At 39.8% G+C, this 18,627-nt stretch carries 32 protein-coding genes and 2 pseudogenes; all 34 read right to left on the minus strand.

Translation table 11 applies throughout. The annotated features are described in order from the left end of the window. Positions 1-97 precede the first annotated feature (97 nt). Positions 98-208: pseudogene (locus tag ACQKMR_RS22730) on the minus strand (DNA-directed RNA polymerase subunit alpha); the annotation flags it as partial. A 176-nt stretch (positions 209-384) separates the two neighbouring features. Then, positions 385-774, minus strand: a complete 390-nt coding sequence (gene rpsK / locus ACQKMR_RS22735) for a 30S ribosomal protein S11 (protein ID WP_028390438.1) — start codon at positions 772-774, stop codon at positions 385-387. Between the two features lie 22 nt (positions 775-796). Next, the gene (gene rpsM / locus ACQKMR_RS22740) at positions 797-1,162 is read right to left on the minus strand and encodes a 30S ribosomal protein S13 (RefSeq protein ID WP_053349050.1); all 366 of its coding nucleotides are present in this window, start codon (positions 1,160-1,162) and stop codon (positions 797-799) included. A gap of 22 nt (positions 1,163-1,184) precedes the next feature. Continuing rightward, complete coding sequence (gene rpmJ, locus ACQKMR_RS22745; protein WP_003156543.1) at positions 1,185-1,298, minus strand: 50S ribosomal protein L36; 114 nt, start codon at positions 1,296-1,298, stop codon at positions 1,185-1,187. A 40-nt stretch (positions 1,299-1,338) separates the two neighbouring features. Next, a complete protein-coding gene (gene infA, locus ACQKMR_RS22750; RefSeq protein WP_028390440.1) occupies positions 1,339-1,557 on the minus strand; it encodes a translation initiation factor IF-1 in 219 nt (72 codons plus the stop codon). A gap of 42 nt (positions 1,558-1,599) precedes the next feature. Continuing rightward, positions 1,600-2,051, minus strand: a pseudogene (locus tag ACQKMR_RS22755) (M24 family metallopeptidase); the annotation flags it as partial. Positions 2,052-2,122: 71 nt separating this feature from the next. Then, positions 2,123-2,776, minus strand: coding sequence for an adenylate kinase (locus tag ACQKMR_RS22760; protein WP_061440392.1), 654 nt, complete (start codon positions 2,774-2,776; stop codon positions 2,123-2,125). A 58-nt stretch (positions 2,777-2,834) separates the two neighbouring features. Beyond that, the gene (gene secY / locus ACQKMR_RS22765; RefSeq protein WP_427699345.1) at positions 2,835-4,130 is read right to left on the minus strand and encodes a preprotein translocase subunit SecY; all 1,296 of its coding nucleotides are present in this window, start codon (positions 4,128-4,130) and stop codon (positions 2,835-2,837) included. Further along, a complete protein-coding gene (gene rplO / locus ACQKMR_RS22770) occupies positions 4,130-4,570 on the minus strand; it encodes a 50S ribosomal protein L15 (protein WP_053349053.1) in 441 nt (146 codons plus the stop codon). The genes secY and rplO overlap by 1 nt, the downstream gene beginning before the upstream one ends. Before the next feature lie 32 nt (positions 4,571-4,602). Then, on the minus strand, positions 4,603-4,785 hold the full coding sequence (rpmD, locus tag ACQKMR_RS22775; RefSeq protein WP_053349054.1) for a 50S ribosomal protein L30: 183 nt from the start codon (positions 4,783-4,785) through the stop codon (positions 4,603-4,605). 16 nt (positions 4,786-4,801) lie between these two features. Beyond that, the gene (gene rpsE, locus ACQKMR_RS22780; protein ID WP_034304987.1) at positions 4,802-5,302 is read right to left on the minus strand and encodes a 30S ribosomal protein S5; all 501 of its coding nucleotides are present in this window, start codon (positions 5,300-5,302) and stop codon (positions 4,802-4,804) included. A gap of 23 nt (positions 5,303-5,325) precedes the next feature. Further along, a complete protein-coding gene (rplR, locus tag ACQKMR_RS22785; RefSeq protein WP_053349055.1) occupies positions 5,326-5,688 on the minus strand; it encodes a 50S ribosomal protein L18 in 363 nt (120 codons plus the stop codon). Between the two features lie 32 nt (positions 5,689-5,720). Further along, positions 5,721-6,257 (minus strand): 50S ribosomal protein L6, encoded by a 537-nt coding sequence (gene rplF / locus ACQKMR_RS22790; RefSeq protein ID WP_427699346.1) that lies wholly within the window; start codon positions 6,255-6,257, stop codon positions 5,721-5,723. A gap of 30 nt (positions 6,258-6,287) precedes the next feature. Next, complete coding sequence (gene rpsH / locus ACQKMR_RS22795) at positions 6,288-6,686, minus strand: 30S ribosomal protein S8 (RefSeq protein WP_053349057.1); 399 nt, start codon at positions 6,684-6,686, stop codon at positions 6,288-6,290. Between the two features lie 30 nt (positions 6,687-6,716). Beyond that, positions 6,717-6,902, minus strand: coding sequence for a type Z 30S ribosomal protein S14 (locus tag ACQKMR_RS22800; protein WP_034304998.1), 186 nt, complete (start codon positions 6,900-6,902; stop codon positions 6,717-6,719). A gap of 25 nt (positions 6,903-6,927) precedes the next feature. Continuing rightward, positions 6,928-7,467 carry a 50S ribosomal protein L5 gene (gene rplE, locus ACQKMR_RS22805; RefSeq protein ID WP_053349058.1) on the minus strand — a complete coding sequence of 180 codons (540 nt, stop codon included), beginning with the start codon at positions 7,465-7,467 and terminating at the stop codon, positions 6,928-6,930. Positions 7,468-7,496: 29 nt separating this feature from the next. After that, on the minus strand, positions 7,497-7,808 hold the full coding sequence (gene rplX, locus ACQKMR_RS22810) for a 50S ribosomal protein L24 (protein WP_053349059.1): 312 nt from the start codon (positions 7,806-7,808) through the stop codon (positions 7,497-7,499). 43 nt (positions 7,809-7,851) lie between these two features. Then, entirely contained in the window at positions 7,852-8,220 is a 369-nt protein-coding gene (gene rplN, locus ACQKMR_RS22815; RefSeq protein ID WP_053349060.1) for a 50S ribosomal protein L14, read from the minus strand. Between the two features lie 41 nt (positions 8,221-8,261). Continuing rightward, positions 8,262-8,525 carry a 30S ribosomal protein S17 gene (rpsQ, locus tag ACQKMR_RS22820; RefSeq protein ID WP_427699347.1) on the minus strand — a complete coding sequence of 88 codons (264 nt, stop codon included), beginning with the start codon at positions 8,523-8,525 and terminating at the stop codon, positions 8,262-8,264. 18 nt (positions 8,526-8,543) lie between these two features. Further along, positions 8,544-8,747 carry a 50S ribosomal protein L29 gene (rpmC, locus tag ACQKMR_RS22825; RefSeq protein ID WP_034305010.1) on the minus strand — a complete coding sequence of 68 codons (204 nt, stop codon included), beginning with the start codon at positions 8,745-8,747 and terminating at the stop codon, positions 8,544-8,546. Then, on the minus strand, positions 8,737-9,171 hold the full coding sequence (gene rplP, locus ACQKMR_RS22830; protein ID WP_053349061.1) for a 50S ribosomal protein L16: 435 nt from the start codon (positions 9,169-9,171) through the stop codon (positions 8,737-8,739). Before rplP ends, rpmC begins: the two co-directional genes overlap by 11 nt. 1 nt (position 9,172) lies before the next feature. Further along, positions 9,173-9,829 carry a 30S ribosomal protein S3 gene (gene rpsC / locus ACQKMR_RS22835; protein WP_063235795.1) on the minus strand — a complete coding sequence of 219 codons (657 nt, stop codon included), beginning with the start codon at positions 9,827-9,829 and terminating at the stop codon, positions 9,173-9,175. A 3-nt stretch (positions 9,830-9,832) separates the two neighbouring features. Continuing rightward, positions 9,833-10,174: a 50S ribosomal protein L22 gene (gene rplV, locus ACQKMR_RS22840; RefSeq protein ID WP_061440384.1), complete on the minus strand. Its 342-nt coding sequence runs from the start codon at positions 10,172-10,174 to the stop codon at positions 9,833-9,835. A gap of 17 nt (positions 10,175-10,191) precedes the next feature. Next, the gene (gene rpsS, locus ACQKMR_RS22845; RefSeq protein ID WP_034305018.1) at positions 10,192-10,470 is read right to left on the minus strand and encodes a 30S ribosomal protein S19; all 279 of its coding nucleotides are present in this window, start codon (positions 10,468-10,470) and stop codon (positions 10,192-10,194) included. A gap of 60 nt (positions 10,471-10,530) precedes the next feature. Continuing rightward, complete coding sequence (gene rplB, locus ACQKMR_RS22850) at positions 10,531-11,361, minus strand: 50S ribosomal protein L2 (protein WP_053349063.1); 831 nt, start codon at positions 11,359-11,361, stop codon at positions 10,531-10,533. A 26-nt stretch (positions 11,362-11,387) separates the two neighbouring features. Continuing rightward, on the minus strand, positions 11,388-11,672 hold the full coding sequence (gene rplW, locus ACQKMR_RS22855; RefSeq protein ID WP_034305023.1) for a 50S ribosomal protein L23: 285 nt from the start codon (positions 11,670-11,672) through the stop codon (positions 11,388-11,390). Next, entirely contained in the window at positions 11,672-12,295 is a 624-nt protein-coding gene (gene rplD, locus ACQKMR_RS22860; RefSeq protein WP_053349064.1) for a 50S ribosomal protein L4, read from the minus strand. Before rplD ends, rplW begins: the two co-directional genes overlap by 1 nt. Positions 12,296-12,320: 25 nt before the next feature. Next, entirely contained in the window at positions 12,321-12,950 is a 630-nt protein-coding gene (gene rplC, locus ACQKMR_RS22865; RefSeq protein ID WP_076372869.1) for a 50S ribosomal protein L3, read from the minus strand. A gap of 40 nt (positions 12,951-12,990) precedes the next feature. Beyond that, positions 12,991-13,299, minus strand: a complete 309-nt coding sequence (rpsJ, locus tag ACQKMR_RS22870; RefSeq protein ID WP_019244375.1) for a 30S ribosomal protein S10 — start codon at positions 13,297-13,299, stop codon at positions 12,991-12,993. 422 nt (positions 13,300-13,721) lie between these two features. Beyond that, positions 13,722-14,909 carry an elongation factor Tu gene (gene tuf, locus ACQKMR_RS22875; protein ID WP_144529705.1) on the minus strand — a complete coding sequence of 396 codons (1,188 nt, stop codon included), beginning with the start codon at positions 14,907-14,909 and terminating at the stop codon, positions 13,722-13,724. Between the two features lie 120 nt (positions 14,910-15,029). Then, positions 15,030-17,108: an elongation factor G gene (gene fusA, locus ACQKMR_RS22880; RefSeq protein WP_427699348.1), complete on the minus strand. Its 2,079-nt coding sequence runs from the start codon at positions 17,106-17,108 to the stop codon at positions 15,030-15,032. 44 nt (positions 17,109-17,152) lie between these two features. Continuing rightward, positions 17,153-17,623 carry a 30S ribosomal protein S7 gene (gene rpsG, locus ACQKMR_RS22885; RefSeq protein WP_048677878.1) on the minus strand — a complete coding sequence of 157 codons (471 nt, stop codon included), beginning with the start codon at positions 17,621-17,623 and terminating at the stop codon, positions 17,153-17,155. 41 nt (positions 17,624-17,664) lie between these two features. Further along, entirely contained in the window at positions 17,665-18,087 is a 423-nt protein-coding gene (gene rpsL / locus ACQKMR_RS22890) for a 30S ribosomal protein S12 (RefSeq protein ID WP_053349068.1), read from the minus strand. Between the two features lie 104 nt (positions 18,088-18,191). Beyond that, on the minus strand, positions 18,192-18,440 hold the full coding sequence (locus tag ACQKMR_RS22895; protein ID WP_034305040.1) for a 50S ribosomal protein L7ae-like protein: 249 nt from the start codon (positions 18,438-18,440) through the stop codon (positions 18,192-18,194). Between the last annotated feature and the right edge of the window lie 187 nt (positions 18,441-18,627).

An 18,627-nucleotide genomic window follows, 5' to 3' on the forward strand; every position in this document is an offset into this window, starting at 1 on the left:
CGCTAGAAAGAAAAACACAAACCTTATCGACGGGTGAATTTCAATGTGTCCATTTAGTTTCTGAGCTGTTTGCGAACACAAGAAACCCACATACGATACCCAATGTAGTACCATACCCACGCTCTAGTGGCTCTACGACGAATTTACCGAATTTGGCATCGTCGTTGATTTCAACCGTTTCGATTTTTGGTTTTTCTATTTCGATCATCAATAAACCCTCCTTCAAAACGTCAAAACCCCGGTAAGTAAACATGTCACTTAAACCGAAATTCCCCATGTATACGTTCCCGCTGTGCGCAACAACTGAAAATTAATCCTCTGTAAGAACGCAAACTCAGTATTATATCCCATTATTGACAGGAATACAAAATCTATACAGAAAAATTAAACACGGCGACGTTTTGGTGGACGGCATCCGTTATGTGGAACTGGAGTTACATCTTTAATTGCAGTTACTTCTAGGCCAGCAGCTTGAAGTGCACGAATAGCAGCTTCACGTCCAGCACCTGGTCCTTTAACTGTAACTTCAAGAGTTTTCATACCATGTTCAATTGATGTTTTAGCAGCTGTTTCAGCAGCCATTTGTGCAGCGAATGGCGTAGATTTACGAGATCCACGGAATCCTAAAGCTCCAGCACTTGACCATGAAATAGCATTACCATGAGAGTCAGTGATCGTAACGATTGTGTTATTGAATGTTGAACGAATATGTGCAATACCAGTTTCTATATTCTTTTTCACACGACGTTTACGTGTATTAGTTTTACGTGCCATGAAAAGTAACCTCCTTTACTAATTATTTTTTCTTGTTAGCTACAGTACGACGAGGTCCTTTACGCGTACGAGCATTATTTTTTGTATTTTGTCCACGAACAGGAAGTCCACGACGGTGACGTAAACCACGGTAAGAACCGATTTCCATTAGACGTTTAATGTTAAGGGAAATTTCACGACGAAGGTCGCCTTCTACTTTTAACTTGTCAATGATATCACGAATTTTATTCAATTCGTCTTCCGTTAAGTCACGAACGCGAGTTTCTTCAGAAACACCTGCTTCTGCAAGAACTTTAATCGCTGTTTGTTTTCCAATACCATATATATATGTTAATGAGATAACAATACGTTTGTCACGGGGAATATCTACTCCAGCAATACGTGCCATGCTTGAGTGCACCTCCTTCTATTTAGCCTTGTTTTTGTTTATGTTTAGGGTTTTCGCAAATAACCATAACTTTACCTTTTCTGCGGATAACTTTACACTTTTCGCAGATTGGTTTGACTGATGGTCTGACTTTCATTGCTATCTAACCTCCTTATACAGATCGGAGCGTAACCGGATTATTTAAACCGGTATGTGATTCTGCCGCGAGTTAGATCATACGGGGAAAGCTCAACCGTAACTTTATCTCCAGGCAAAATGCGAATAAAGTGCATACGAATTTTACCGGATACATGAGCTAAAACAGTATGACCATTTTCTAATTCTACCTTAAACATTGCATTTGGCAAAGTCTCTTGTACTGTGCCTTCTACTTCAATTACATCATCTTTCGCCATTAAAGTGATTCTCCCTTCTCTATGCGTGAACCTATTAAAGGTACACATCTTTCCGTCAACATTACTACAGTCCAATTATCCTCATAAGTCTTACAATTCTGCATCAAGTATTCACCATTTTGTAGAACCAGGCTTTAACTGAGGACCTTTATCAGTTGGACCGAAATGAGGATTTTATGGGTCCTCATGTAAGTCTTGACCGATTCCGTGACCGACATACTCTCGAAATAGAGAAGCAATTAGTCTCGACATAGGTTTGAATAGCATGGGAGATGTTTGAAAGGCGCACGCCTGACATAGCTTCTTTCAACCCTCTATATCACGACTCTTTAGGAATCCCAATAGAGTCACTGCATTTCTTCATCAATTTTGCCGACCGGATATGTCCATGAAGATCACTTAGAAAGTAATCGCCCAATTCAGGGAATACCAAGTACAAGAACCTGATTAATAAATGTGCGAATGCTCTCGCGAAATCCATTATACCCTTTGTATTAAAGGAATGCACCAAGTTTAACTAGTAAGTTGTAAAAATGGTTTGAATTTCATAAATCAATACGAATGATTAATTTTGCAAAGCACCAAGTAACACATCAATATCTTCAAATACCTTATTAATATCTTGCTGTCCGTTAATGTTGACCAAGTATCCTTTTTCTCCGTAGAAATCAAGAAGTGGTTTGGTTTGTTTCAAATTCACATCTAAGCGATTTTGAACCGTTTCTTCATTATCATCAGCACGTTGATATAATTCTCCGCCACAGCGGTCGCATACATCATCTTTAGCAGGAGGATTGAAAACAAGATGATATGTCGCACCACATGATTTGCAAATACGACGTCCTGTCAATCTTTCCATTAAGATGCTTTTATCAACATCGATATTAATGACAAAATTCATTTTTCGATCTAAATCAGTAAGAATGCTTTCAAGTGCCTCTGCTTGTGCCACAGTACGTGGAAATCCATCAAGCAAAAATCCTTTAAGGCAGTCTTCCTTGCTTAAACGTTCACGTACAATGCCAATGGTAACTTCATCAGGTACCAATTCGCCTTTATCCATGAATGATTTTGCCTTTAGACCTAATTCTGTTCCATCTTTGATAGCTGTTCGGAACATATCTCCAGTAGAAATATGAGGGATATTATATTTTTCTACGATTTGTTCAGCTTGAGTGCCCTTACCAGCACCAGGCAGACCCATTAACACTAGATTCAATTTTCTTCCCCCTCAAACTCTATAATGGGTAAAGGGAACATGTTGTTCCCAAAACTCATTACTTTATAAAACCTTTATAGTGTCTCTTCACAAGTTGTGACTCTAGCTGCTTCATCGTATCAAGGGCAACCCCTACAACGATTAGCAAACTAGTACCACCAATCTGTGCAGATTGAGGTAATTCAGCAATCTTAATGAAAAATACCGGTAAAACGGCGATGATGGCTAAGAATATAGAGCCTACAAACGTCAAACGGTATAAAACACGTGTTAAATATTCTTGTGTACTCTTACCTGGACGAATCCCCGGCACATAGCCACCTTGCTTTTTCAAATTCTCAGCCATTTGTTCAGGATTAACCTGAATGAATGCATAAAAATACGCAAAAGCAATGATAAGAGCGACATATATAACCATTCCAATAGGATGGGTATATGTTAGGTTTTCTGTAATCCAGCTAGTCACGCTGTTCTTTCCAAAGAAAGAAGCGATTGTAGTTGGAGTGATCAGAAATGCCATTGCAAAGATTACCGGAATAACCCCTGCAGCATTTACTTTCAATGGTAAATGTGTGGACTCGCCACCCATTTGTGTACGACCTACCGCAGCACGTTTGGCATACTGAATAGGAATTTTACGTAATGCCTGCTGAATAAAAATTACAGCAACCACGATTGCTAATACTGCTAAAACAATAAGGATAATAGTTATAATTCGTAAAAATAACTGATCTCCAGCATTTTCAAACTGTTGTGCGTAGATCTGGTTTGCCGTAGTTGGCAAACTAGACACGATACCAGCAAAGATTATGATAGAAATTCCATTACCCACACCTTTAGCAGTGATCAGCTCTCCTAACCACAAAAGAAAAGCTGTTCCTGCCGTTAAGACAGTCGCAATAAGCAAGTATGTTGTAATTCCAGGATTTTCAATCAACTGGCCACCTGACATATTATTGAACCCATAAGACATACCCAAAGCTTGGATAAACCCGAGTATAATAGTGAAGTAACGCGTGAATTGAGCTAATTTACGGCGCCCTGCTTCTCCTTGTTTAGACCATTCAGTGAACTTTGGTACAACATCCATCTGTAATAGTTGAACGATGATAGATGCCGTGATATACGGCATAATACCCATCGCTAGAATAGAGAAGTTTTTAAGTGCTCCGCCGCCAAAGGTATTTAAAAGACCTATGACGCTTAGCTGGTCCTGTGCAGCGAGAAAATCGGCATTCACATTCGGCACAGGAATAAATGTACCGATGCGATAGACGATTAACATTAGAAGGGTAAAAATAATCTTATTCCTTATTTCACCCACGCGCATAAAATTGGAGATCGTGCGAAACATTAGATCACCTCTGTATTACCGCCAGCAGCTTCGATAGCTTCTTTAGCAGTAGAAGAGAATTTGTGAGCTTTAACAGTAAGCTTTTTCTCAATGCTTCCTTTTGCAAGAATTTTAATTCCTGCTTTTTCTTTACTTACAATACCAGTCTCAAGTAATAGAGCTGGTGTTACTTCAGTACCGTCTTCGAAAAGATTTAACGTATCAAGATTCACGATAGCATAGTCTTTACGGTTAATGTTGGTAAATCCACGTTTAGGTAAACGTCTGAATAGAGGAGTTTGTCCCCCTTCAAATCCAAGGCGTACACCGCCGCCGGAACGAGCGTTTTGTCCTTTGTGTCCTTTACCTGCTGTTTTACCGTTACCAGATCCAATACCGCGACCTTTACGTTTACGTTCTTTACGAGAACCTTCTGCAGCTTTTAACTCATGAAGTTTCATGTTGGCACCTCCTTGTTAAGTTAAAAATTATTTTATTGTTCTTTTACAGTAACAAGATGAGCAACTTTGGTAATCATACCGCGAATCGCAGGGTTATCATCATGAACAACCGTTTGATGCATTTTACGTAAACCCAAAGTGTTAACTGTAACACGTTGATCTTCAGGACGACCAATCAAGCTGCGAGTGAGGGTAATTTCTAATTTATTAGCCATAATTTGATTTCCCTCCTTATCCTAACAGTTCTTGTACTGATTTTCCACGTAACTTAGCTACGTCTTCAGCACGTTTCAATTGCTTCAATCCTTCGATTGTTGCGCGAACCATATTAATAGGTGTGTTAGTACCTAATGATTTAGACAAGATATCACTAACTCCGCCTAATTCAAGTACCGCACGAACAGGACCACCAGCAATTACTCCTGTACCTTCAGAAGCTGGTTTCAATAGAATGTGACCTGCGCCATAGCGTCCGTTCACAAGGTGAGGAATTGTAGTTCCAACCATTGGTACAGTAATTAGATTTTTCTTAGCGTCCTCAATAGCTTTACGGATTGCATCCGGAACTTCTTGAGCTTTACCAGTACCAAATCCAACATGACCGTTTTTATCACCTACAACTACTAGTGCAGTGAAACGGAAACGACGTCCGCCTTTAACAACTTTAGCTACACGATTTACTGTAACTACGCGTTCTTCAAGTTCTAATTTATTAGGATCAATGCTACGCATCTGTATATGTCCCTCCTTATCCATTAAAATTCTAAGCCGTTTTCACGAGCAGCGTCAGCTAATGCTTTAACACGACCATGGAAGAGGTAACCACCGCGGTCAAACACCACAGCTTTGAAACCTTTTTCAACAGCACGTTTCGCAATAAGTTCGCCAACTTTTTGAGCTGCTTCAGCATTGCTACTAGCTTCGATACCGATCTCTTTATCAAGAGTTGAAGCACTTGCTAATGTTACGCCTTTTGCATCGTCAATTAATTGTGCGTAAATGTGTTTGTTTGAACGAAACACATTTAAACGAGGACGAGCTTCTGTTCCAGAAAGTTTTGCACGAACACGTGCATGTCTTTTCTGACGAGTAGCATTTTTATCAAGCTTCGTAATCATTTACGTCACTCCTTTCGTTTACTTATGCGGCATTACTTACCAGTTTTACCTTCTTTACGACGAACGAATTCGCCTTCGTAACGAATACCTTTACCTTTATACGGTTCAGGTGGGCGAACATCACGGATATTAGCTGCAAGAGCTCCTACACGTTCTTTGCTAGCACCTTTAATAATTACTTTTGTATTAGAAGGAACTTCGACTTCAACACCAGCTTCTGGTTCTATTTCTACAGGGTGAGAATATCCTACGTTAAGGATAAGCTTAGTACCTTGCTTTTGCGCACGGTACCCAACCCCAATAAGTTCAAGTGATTTTACAAATCCTTTTGATACACCTTCAACCATGTTAGAGATAAGTGCGCGAGTAGTACCGTGTAAAGAACGGTGAGTCTTCTCGTCAGACGGGCGTGTAACAGTTACCACGCTCTCTTCAACAACGATTGTAAGATCAGGACTAAATGATCTAGATAATTCACCTTTAGGTCCTTTAACAGTTACTTCACTTCCGTTAACAGTAACTGTTACACCTGCAGGGATTTCAATAGGTTTTTTACCTATACGAGACATATTGTGCACCTCCATTCTTGTGAAAATGTATTACCAAACGTATGCTAAAACTTCTCCGCCAACTTGTTTAGAGCGAGCTTCCTTGTCAGTTAAAACTCCGTGAGAAGTAGAAACAACTGCGATACCTAAACCGTTTAAAACGCGTGGTACTTCTCCAGTTTTTGCATATACACGCAAACCAGGTTTGCTGATACGTTTTAGACCAGTGATAACACGTTCGTTGTTTGCACCGTATTTTAAGAAGATACGGATGATACCTTGTTTGTTGTCTTCGATTAATTCAAAGTCACGTACGAAGCCTTCACGCTTTAAGATCTCAGCAATTTCTTTCTTGATCTTTGAAGCAGGAACTTCTAGTTTTTCGTGACGAACCATATTCGCATTACGGATGCGAGTAAGCATATCTGCAATAGGATCTGTCATGACCATTATATTTTACCTCCTTCCCAAACTCGGGTTTTACCAGCTAGCTTTTTTAACGCCAGGAATTTGTCCTTTATATGCAAGTTCGCGGAAACAAATACGACAAAGTTTAAATTTACGTAATACAGAATGTGGACGTCCGCAACGTTCGCAACGTGTATATTCTTGTACTTTAAACTTTTGTTCGCGTTTTTGCTTTACGATCATAGACTTTTTAGCCACGATTTCGCCTCCCTTTATTTAGAGATTACTTTTGGAACGGCATTCCAACTTGAGTAAGTAGTTCACGAGCTTCTTCGTCAGTGTTGGCAGTCGTTACGATAACGATATCCATACCACGAACTTTGCTCACTTTATCGTAATCAATCTCAGGGAAGATAAGTTGTTCTTTAACACCTAATGTATAGTTCCCACGTCCGTCAAAAGATTTCTTTGAAACGCCGCGGAAATCACGTACACGTGGTAAAGATACTGATACTAGCTTATCAAGGAATTGATACATACGTTCTCCACGTAATGTAACTTTCGCTCCGATAGGCATACCTTCACGCAAACGGAAGCCTGCGATTGATTTTTTAGCTTTTGTTACAACTGGTTTTTGACCAGTGATTAGTGTAAGTTCTTCAACAGCTGTATCTAAAGCTTTTGAGTTAGATACCGCGTCACCAACACCCATATTAATAACGATTTTTTCAATGTTTGGTACTTGCATTACTGATTGATAGTTGAATTTACCCATCAATGATGGTGTAATTTCACTTTTGAATTTTTCTTTAAGGCGGCTCATTGCTTAGTGTACCTCCCTTCATTTATGACTTATTTATCTAAAGTTTCACCTGATATTTTAGCTACGCGTACTTTTTTACCATTTTCAATCTTATATCCAACACGAGTCGGTTTACCTGATTTTGGATCAAGTGGCATTACATTGGATACGTGAATAGCAGCTTCTCTGCTAATAATTCCACCTTGTGGATTAATTTGAGATGGCTTGGAATGCTTTTTCACGATGTTAATTCCTTCAACAAGCACACGATTTTGTTTCGGATATGCTTCAAGAATTGTTCCTTGTTTGCCTTTGTCCTTACCAGAGATGACTACGACTTTGTCACCTTTTTTAACATGCATTAGCTTGGCACCTCCTTGAAAGGCTTTATACAAATTTTACATATTATAGAACTTCTGGAGCTAGAGAAACGATCTTCATGAAACTATTGTTACGTAATTCACGAGCAACAGGTCCAAAAATACGAGTTCCACGTGGGCTCTTATCGTCACGGATAATTACACATGCGTTTTCATCAAAACGAATGTAAGAACCGTCAGGACGACGCATACCACGTTTTGTACGGACAACAACAGCCTTAACGACTTCACCTTTTTTAACAACGCCTCCTGGTGTTGCCTGTTTAACTGTACAAACGATAACATCACCGATGTTAGCATATTTACGGCCAGAACCACCAAGGACTTTAATTGTTAGTACTTCACGAGCACCTGAATTGTCAGCGACTTTTAAACGAGATTCTTGTTGAATCATGTACGGTACCTCCCTTCGGAATTAGCTTAATCCGAACTATATTAAATAATTACTGCTTTTTCTACTACTTCTACAAGACGGAAGCGTTTTGTAGCTGAAAGTGGACGAGTTTCCATAATACGTACTACGTCGCCAGCTTTCGCTTCATTTAGCTCGTCATGAGCTTTTAACTTTTTAGAGTATTTCACGCGTTTACCGTATAAAGAATGCTTTTTATAGGTTTCTACAACAACTGTTACTGTTTTATCCATTTTATCGGATACTACGCGGCCAGTGTAGACTTTGCGTTGGTTGCGTTCGCTCATTCTGCAAACCTCCATTCATTATCGATTAGTGACACCGATTTCTCTTTGACGAACAACTGTTTTCATACGAGCAATCGATTTGCGAACTTCACGGATGCGAGCTGTATTTTCAAGTTGTCCAGTAGCTAACTGGAAACGAAGATTAAATAGTTCTTCTTTAAGAGATTTTAGTTTTTGTTCAATTTCAGCAGTGGTTAGATCTTTGATTTCATTAGCTTTCATTTGTTTCACCACCAATTTCCTCTCTTTTTACAAACTTACATTTGATTGGAAGTTTGTGTGCTGCAAGGCGCAATGCTTCTCTTGCCACCTCTTCAGATACACCAGAGATTTCAAACAATACTTTGCCCGGTTTAACTACTGCTACCCAACCTTCAGGAGCACCTTTACCGGAACCCATCCGTACTTCAAGCGGTTTTGCAGTGTAAGGTTTGCTTGGGAAAATTTTGATCCAAACTTTTCCTCCACGTTTCATGTAACGAGTCATCGCAATACGAGCTGCCTCGATTTGACGGTTAGTGATCCAAGAAGCTTCTTGAGCTTGAAGTCCAAATTCTCCAAAATGAACTTCAGTGCCGCCCTTAGCCATCCCTCTCATCTTACCGCGATGTTCACGACGGTATTTTACGCGTTTTGGCAATAACATATTATTTTCCTCCTTCCTCAGATTTCTTCTTAGTAGGAAGAACTTCTCCACGGTAGATCCAAACTTTCACGCCTAGCTTACCGTAAGTAGTATCTGCTTCAGCATGAGCATAGTCTATGTCAGCACGAAGTGTGTGAAGTGGAACTGTTCCTTCGCTGTAATGTTCAGCACGAGCAATATCAGCACCGCCAAGACGACCAGAAACTTGTGTTTTGATTCCTTTTGCGCCAGAACGCATAGTGCGTTGAATAGCTTGTTTTTGAGCACGACGGAATGAAACACGGTTTTCTAATTGACGAGCGATGTTTTCAGCAACCAATTTTGCGTCAAGATCTGCTCTTTTAATTTCAATGATATTAATATGAACTCTTTTGCCAGTTAGCTGGTTCAAAGCTTTACGTAGTGCTTCAACTTCAGTACCGCCCTTACCGATAACCATTCCTGGTTTAGCAGTGTGAACTGATACATTGATGCGGTTAGCAGCACGTTCGATTTCAACCTTGGATACAGAAGCATCATTTAAGCGTTTCGCAATATATTCACGAACTTTAATGTCTTCATGCAAAAGAGTAGCGTAGTCTTTATCAGCGTACCATTTGGATTCCCAATCACGGATGATCCCGATACGCATACCGATAGGATTTACCTTTTGACCCACAGATTACCCCTCCTTCTTTTCTGATACAACGATTGTAATATGACTAGTACGTTTGTTTATTGCACTCGCACGACCTTGAGCGCGAGGACGGAAACGTTTTAATGTTGGTCCTTCGTTAACGTATGCCTCTGAAACGACTAGGTTATTAATATCCATTTCGTAGTTATGTTCTGCATTTGCGATAGCAGATTTCAGAATTTTTTCTACGACTGGAGAAGCAGATTTTGGTGTTAAGCGAAGAATCGCTACTGCTTCACCTACTTGTTTTCCTCGAATTAAATCTGCGACTAAACGCACTTTACGAGGAGCAATACGAACTGTTCTAGCGACAGCTTTTGCTTGCATGAGATGCCCTCCTCTCATTAACGTCTTGTTTTCTTGTCATCACTTGCGTGACCTTTATAAGTGCGTGTAGGCGCGAATTCGCCTAGTTTGTGACCTACCATATCTTCTGTTACATAAACCGGCACATGTTTACGACCATCATAAACAGCGATTGTATGTCCGATGAATTGCGGGAAGATTGTTGAGCGACGAGACCAAGTTTTTACTACCTGTTTCTTGTCAGCTTCATTTAATTTTTCAACTTTTACCAATAAATGATCATCAACAAAAGGCCCTTTTTTTAAGCTACGACCCATGCGAGTACCTCCCTTCGTGACTGTTCTACGGTTCTATATATGAACCGTAGGTCAATCCCGTTATTTTTTACGACGACGTACGATAAATTTATCGGATTTATTTTTCTTCTTACGAGTTTTGAATCCAAGAGTTGGTTTACCCCATGGAGACATTGGTGATTTACGTCCGATTGGAGATTTACCTTCACCACCACCGTGTGGGTGATCATTCGGGTTCATTACTGATCCACGAACAGTTGGGCGTTTACCTAACCAACGATTACGACCAGCTTTACCAATGTTGATAAGTTCATGTTGTTCGTTACCAACTTGACCGATTGTAGCACGGCAAGTAGCAAGAATCATACGAACCTCACCTGAGTTTAAACGTACAAGTACATAACGACCTTCTTTACCAAGTACTTGAGCAGATGTTCCTGCTGAACGGACTAATTGTCCACCTTTTCCTGGTTTAAGTTCGATGTTATGAATTACTGTACCAACTGGGATGTTAATAAGAGGAAGAGCGTTACCCACTTTAATGTCAGCTTCTGGACCTGACATGATTTCCAAACCTACTTCTAGGTTTTTCGGAGCTAGGATATAACGTTTTTCTCCATCAACGTAATTAATTAATGCAATGTTTGCAGAACGATTTGGATCGTACTCAATAGTAGCAACGCGTCCAGGTATACCATCTTTATTCCGTTTGAAATCGATGATACGGTATTGACGCTTGTGGCCGCCACCTTGATGACGAACTGTTAACTTACCTTGGTTATTACGGCCGCCTTTGCTGTGTAAAGGAGCAAGTAATGATTTTTCCGGTTTGTCTGTAGTAATCTCAGCAAAATCGGAAGTTGTCATATTACGTCGACCGTTAGAGGTAGGTTTATACTTCTTAATCGCCATTTGTATTTCCCTCCTTCTCTAATGAATTAAGCCTCGAATAGCTCGATTTCTTTGCTGTCAGCAGTTAATTTAACAATAGCTTTACGGCGCTTGTTAGTATAGCCTGCATGTTTGCCCATACGTTTAAATTTACCTTTGTAGTTCATGATGTTTACTTTCTCAACTTTAACGCCGAAAATTTCTTGAACAGCATCTTTAACTTGAGTTTTGTTAGCTCTAACATCAACTTCAAAAGTATATTTTTTCTCAGCCATTATGTCTGAAGAGCGTTCAGTGATTACGGGGCGCTTAATGATATCGCGTGCATCCATTATGCAAGCACCTCCTCTACTTTTTCGACAGCTGATTTAGTCAAGATCAATTTGTTGTGTGAAACAACATCAAGAACATTAAGACCAACAGCTTCCACTACAGTAACACCAGGGATGTTACGTGCAGAAAGAGCAACTTTCTCATCTAAACCGTCAGTAACGACTAACGTTTTAGTATCAACAGAAAGGTTTTTAAGTACTGCTACAAATTCTTTTGTTTTTGGAGCTTCGAAAGACAAGCTTTCAAGTACCAAAATGTTCTCTTCCAATGCCTTTGCAGACAATGCAGATTTAATAGCTAAACGACGTACCTTTTTAGGTAGCTTGTAAGCGTAAGATCTTGGAGTTGGTCCAAAAACAACGCCACCGCCACGCCATTGTGGAGAACGGATAGAACCTTGACGCGCACGTCCAGTTCCTTTTTGTTTCCAAGGTTTACGTCCACCGCCTGCAACTTCAGAACGGTTTTTAACTTTATGAGTTCCTTGACGTAAGGAAGCTCGTTGCATAATGATTGCTTCAAATAATACATGATTATTAGGTTCGATACCAAAGATGGATTCATTTAGTTCGATGTCGCCAACTTGTGAACCTGTTTGGTTGAACAATGTAACTTTTGGCATTCTATTGCTCCTCCTTTCTCAGAAATTACTTTGCTTTAACAGCGGATTTAACTTTGATCAACGCTTTTCTAGCACCAGGTACATTACCCTTGATCAATAGTAGGTTACGTTCAACATCAACTTTAACGATAGCTAAGTTTTGAACAGTAATTTGTTCTCCACCCATACGTCCTGGTAATAATTTACCTTTGAATACGCGGTTTGGAGCTACAGGACCCATTGAACCTGGGCGGCGGTGGTAACGAGAACCGTGAGACATTGGTCCGCGAGATTGTCCATGACGTTTGATAGAGCCTTGGAAACCTTTACCTTTTGAAATTCCTGATACATCTACTAAATCGCCTTCAGCGAAAATACTAACATTGACTTCTTGACCGATCTCATATTCAGTAAGATCCGTTCCGCGGAATTCGCGAATGAAGCGCTTAGGAGTAGTATTTGCTTTTTCAACATGTCCCTTTTCAGGTTTGTTAGAAAGCTTTTCACGTTTGTTTTCAAAACCAACTTGAACTGCTTCATAGCCATCAGTTTCAACAGTTTTCTTTTGAAGAACCACGTTATTAGCAGCTTCGATAACTGTTACCGGGATAAGTTCACCGTTTTCAGCAAAAACTTGAGTCATACCGATTTTTCTTCCTAAGATTCCTTTGGTCATAAGTCACACCTCCTAGAGTAATTGTTCATATTTATATGAATTATAATTTGATTTCAATGTCAACGCCTGATGGTAAATCTAAACGCATCAATGAATCAACTGTTTGTGGAGTTGGATTAACGATGTCGATTAGACGTTTATGCGTACGCATTTCGAATTGTTCACGAGAATCTTTGTATTTATGAACCGCACGTAAGATCGTGTATACCGATCTTTCAGTAGGTAATGGAATTGGACCAGATACAGCCGCACCAGAACGTTTTGCAGTTTCAACAATTTTCTCAGCAGATTGATCAAGAATTCTGTGATCATATGCTTTTAAACGGATACGAATTTTTTGTTTTGCCATAATTTTCCCTCCTTTTCGCCTATTTTGAAATAGACCTTCTCAATGGAAATTTCCCACACACTCGCCATGGCAAAGCGGCCGGGTGTGTCAGCAACCTTCCATATCATCGCAGTCAAAGACCAACATTGTCTATTATACATAAAGCACAAGTAGAATGCAAGTTAAACTTAGACTTTTCTTGTGCAACACACTTTTATTATTATACATACTATCACAAGTATTTACAAGTACATTCTACATCGTCTTTCATATCCATTTTCTTCTTTTGAGAAATCATTATAATTCTTATTAAAATTCAACTACCTTTTAACCAATCTATAGAAGAAAACATATAAAAATTCTATACTAAATAAAAAAAAGCAGATGGCGTCCCATCTGCTTCTCCCGGAAGGCGTCCCTTCCAATATTGTTTTATGAATCAATTATTCTTGGATTGTAGCAACTACGCCAGCGCCTACAGTACGTCCACCCTCACGGATAGAGAATTTAGTACCTTCTTCGATAGCGATTGGAGCGATAAGTTCTACAGTCATTTCGATGTTGTCTCCAGGCATAACCATTTCTACGCCTTCAGGAAGGTTACAAATACCAGTTACGTCAGTTGTACGGAAGTAGAACTGAGGACGGTAGTTTGTAAAGAATGGAGTATGACGTCCACCTTCTTCTTTAGAAAGAACATAAACTTCAGCTTTGAACTTTGTGTGTGGAGTAATTGTACCTGGTTTAGCAAGTACTTGTCCACGTTGGATATCTTCACGGGATACACCACGAAGTAGTGCACCGATGTTGTCACCAGCTTCAGCATAGTCAAGAAGTTTACGGAACATTTCAACACCAGTTACTGTTGTTGGTTTAGACTCTTCGTTGAAACCGATGATGTCAACAACGTCACCGACTTTAACTTGTCCACGCTCAACACGGCCAGTAGCAACTGTTCCACGACCAGTGATTGAGAATACATCCTCAACTGGCATCATGAATGGTTTTTCAGTGTCACGAGTAGGTTCTGGGATATACTCGTCAACAGCTGTCATTAATTCATGAATTTTTTCTTCCCATTCAGCGTCTCCTTGAAGAGCTTTTAGAGCAGATCCTTTGATAACTGGAATGTCATCGCCAGGGAATTCATATTCAGAAAGAAGGTCACGAATTTCCATTTCTACTAATTCAAGAAGTTCTTCGTCATCAACCATGTCGCATTTGTTCATGAATACTACTAGGTATGGTACACCTACTTGACGAGAAAGAAGGATGTGCTCACGAGTTTGTGGCATTGGGCCATCAGCAGCAGATACTACTAGGATCCCGCCGTCCATTTGTGCAGCACCTGTGATCATGTTTTTAACATAGTCAGCATGTCCTGGGCAGTCAACGTGTGCATAGTGACGAGTAGCTGTTTCGTACTCAACGTGTGCAGTAGAGATTGTGATACCACGTTCTCTTTCTTCTGGAGCACCATCAATTTGGTCATAAGCGCGAGCTTCTGCTCCACCTGATTTAGCAAGTACAGTTGTGATTGCAGCAGTTAGAGTTGTTTTACCATGGTCGACGTGACCAATTGTTCCAACGTTAACGTGCGGTTTTGAACGATCAAATTTAGCTTTTCCCATTAGGAATTCCTCCTTAAAATTATAAATAATAGATTAAGTATATAGGGTTGTGAAGGAAGACTAATTCTTCCATCACAACTTACATAAGATAGTTATACTTTAATAAGAGATGAAAATCAATTATTCACCTTTATTTTTTTTGATGATTTCTTCAGAAATGCTCTTAGGTACTTCTTCATAATGATCGAAGTGCATAGAGAATGTTCCGCGTCCTTGTGTGTTAGAACGTAGAGATGTAGCATATCCGAACATTTCAGATAGTGGAACCATCGCTTTAACCATTTGTGTGTTACCGCGAGCTTCCATACCTTCTACACGACCACGACGAGATGTGATATCTCCCATGATGTCGCCTAGGTAATCTTCAGGAATTACAACTTCTACTTTCATAATTGGTTCAAGGATAACAGGTTTACATTTAGAAGCAGCATTTTTAAGTGCCATAGATGCTGCAATTTTAAATGCCATTTCATTGGAGTCAACGTCATGGTAAGAACCGTCAAATAATTTTGCTTTGATGTCAACTAGCGGGTAACCAGCAAGTACACCACGGTCAAGTGAATCAACTAATCCAGCTTGTACAGCAGGGATGTATTCACGTGGTACTACACCACCGACAATAGCATTTTCAAATTCGAATCCTTTACCTTCTTCGTTTGGACCAAATTCAATCCATACGTGTCCGAATTGTCCACGACCACCTGATTGGCGAACGAATTTACCTTCGACTTTAGCTGAACCACGGAAAGTTTCACGGTATGCTACTTGAGGAGCACCAACGTTAGCTTCCACTCTAAATTCACGGCGCATACGGTCAACAAGGATGTCCAAGTGAAGTTCGCCCATACCAGCGATAATCGTTTGACCAGTTTCTTGGTCAGTATGCGCACGGAATGTTGGATCTTCATCTTGTAGCTTTTGTAAAGCTTGAGACATTTTGTCTTGGTCTGCTTTTGATTTTGGTTCAACTGAAAGAGAAATTACTGGTTCTGGGAATACCATGGACTCAAGAATAACTTGGTTCTTGTCGTCACATAGAGTATCACCAGTTGTAGTATCTTTCAATCCTACAGCTGCAGCAATATCACCTGCGTATACAGTTGATATTTCTTCACGGCTGTTTGCGTGCATTTGAAGGATACGTCCAATACGTTCACGTTTACCTTTAGTTGAGTTGATTACATAAGAACCTGATTCTAATGTACCTGAGTACACACGGAAGAATGTAAGTTTACCAACGTAAGGATCTGTCATTACTTTAAACGCTAATGCTGAGAACGGTTCAGAATCATCTGAGTGGCGTTCTACTTCTTCTTCTGTATCAGGAAGAGTACCTTTAATTGATGGTACATCTAACGGAGATGGAAGGAAGTCAATAACGTTATCAAGCATTAGTTGAACACCTTTGTTTTTGAAAGCTGATCCACAGATAACTGGGAAGAATTCAACGTTAACAGTTGCTGTACGAATAGCTGCTTTTAATTCAGCAATGCTGATTTCTTCGCCGCCAAGGTATTTTTCCATTAAGTCTTCATTAACTTCTGCTACTGCTTCAATTAACTTTTCACGGTATTCTTCAGCTAATTCCCGATGTTCTTCAGGAATTTCACCAACAGTGATATCAGTTCCTAGGTCATTGGCATAGAAATGAGCTTTCATTTCTATAAGGTCAATGATTGCAGAGAATTGATCTTCAGCACCGATTGGTAACTGAATTGGATGAGCATTAGCTTGTAGACGATCGTGGATTGTTCCAACTGAATATAGGAAATCCGCACCGATTTTGTCCATTTTATTTACGAATACGACACGCGGTACACCATAAGTTGTAGCTTGGCGCCAAACTGTTTCAGTTTGAGGCTCAACACCTGATTGGGCATCAAGTACAGCTACAGCTCCATCAAGTACACGCAATGAACGTTCAACTTCAACTGTGAAGTCTACGTGTCCTGGTGTATCGATGATGTTTACACGGTGACCTTTCCACTGTGCAGTTGTTGCAGCGGATGTGATCGTGATTCCGCGTTCTTGTTCCTGTTCCATCCAGTCCATTTGTGAAGCACCTTCGTGTGTTTCACCAATTTTATGGATTTTACCAGTATAGTATAGAACACGCTCTGTTGTTGTCGTTTTACCAGCATCGATGTGAGCCATGATACCGATATTACGAGTGTTTGCTAAGGAGAACTCTCTTGCCATTTGTCTTTCTCCTTCCTTCTATAAGGATTTTATAGTAATTAATCTTACCAGCGATAATGAGCGAATGCTTTATTAGCTTCAGCCATTTTGTGTGTATCTTCACGTTTCTTAACAGCTGCTCCAGTATTGTTAGCAGCATCCATGATTTCATAAGCTAAACGCTCTTCCATCGTTTTTTCTCCACGAAGGCGAGAGTAGTTTACTAACCAACGAAGTCCTAGAGTTGATTTACGATCTGGACGCACCTCAACTGGTACTTGGTAGTTAGCTCCACCCACACGGCGTGCTTTTACTTCTAATACAGGCATGATGTTTTTAAGTGCTTGATCAAAAACTTCGATTGGTTCATTGCCAGTACGTTCTTTGATTAAATCAAATGCAGAGTAAAGAATTTTTTGTGATTTACCTCTTTGTCCATCAACCATTAATTTGTTGATTAAGCGAGTCACAAGTTTTGAATTATAAATTGGATCTGGTAATACGTCTCTTTTCGTTACAGGTCCTTTACGAGGCATTATATTTCCTCCTTTCAAGAAAGTTAATTTTTTGTTTCAAATTATTTTTTTGCTGCTTTCGGACGCTTAGTACCGTATTTAGAACGGCTTTGCATACGATTATTTACTCCTGCAGTATCAAGAGCACCACGTACGATATGATAACGTACACCTGGTAAATCTTTTACACGACCGCCACGGATAAGAACCACGCTGTGTTCTTGTAGGTTGTGACCAATACCTGGGATATAAGCTGTTACCTCGATACCGTTTGTTAAACGTACACGCGCATATTTACGTAACGCGGAGTTTGGTTTCTTCGGTGTCATAGTACCCACACGAGTGCAAACACCACGTTTTTGCGGAGATGATACGTTAGTTTGTGCTTTTTTAAAGCTGTTGTAGCCTTTGTTAAGTGCTGGAGATTTTGAATTAACCTCTTTAGACTCGCGTCCTTTACGCACTAATTGATTAATAGTAGGCATTACATTTTTCCTCCCTTCACGTTTTCATTTCTAGTACCACACATCCAGGTGGTTCATAAATGGGTAAAAACAAAGTCTTTGCAAATAGTATTGCAAAAACATTTTTACTTTTTAATGGCAACAGTTGCTGCTCCGACATCAATACCACATGCTTTGCCTAGCATTCTCATCGAATCAACATATGTGATAGGAACATCCAATTCTTTAGCGGTCTCAACGACACGCCCAGTCAAGTATATATCTGCATCATCAGCGATGATAACTTCTTGAATTAAATTGTTTTTTAGAGCTCTAACTGCTTGTTTCGTCCCTATAATCACTGACTTTGCCTGTATTACTTTTTCATAAGACATGGTCCATATCCTCCAAAGTTACAGGGTAACATAGGAGCACCTTTGCTATAGTATCATTTTTAGTCGGATACTGTCAACTTCTTTCAAAAAATTAATTTAAGCAAAAGGTTTTCCTTACATAATACTATTAAGATTTTCAATTTGCCTAAAATGGAAATAAAGAGAGTTCTTACTCGTCTATTTAGTA

The sequence above is a fragment of the Peribacillus sp. NPDC096540 genome (assembly GCF_050278525.1).
Lineage (GTDB): Bacteria > Bacillota > Bacilli > Bacillales > DSM-1321 > Peribacillus.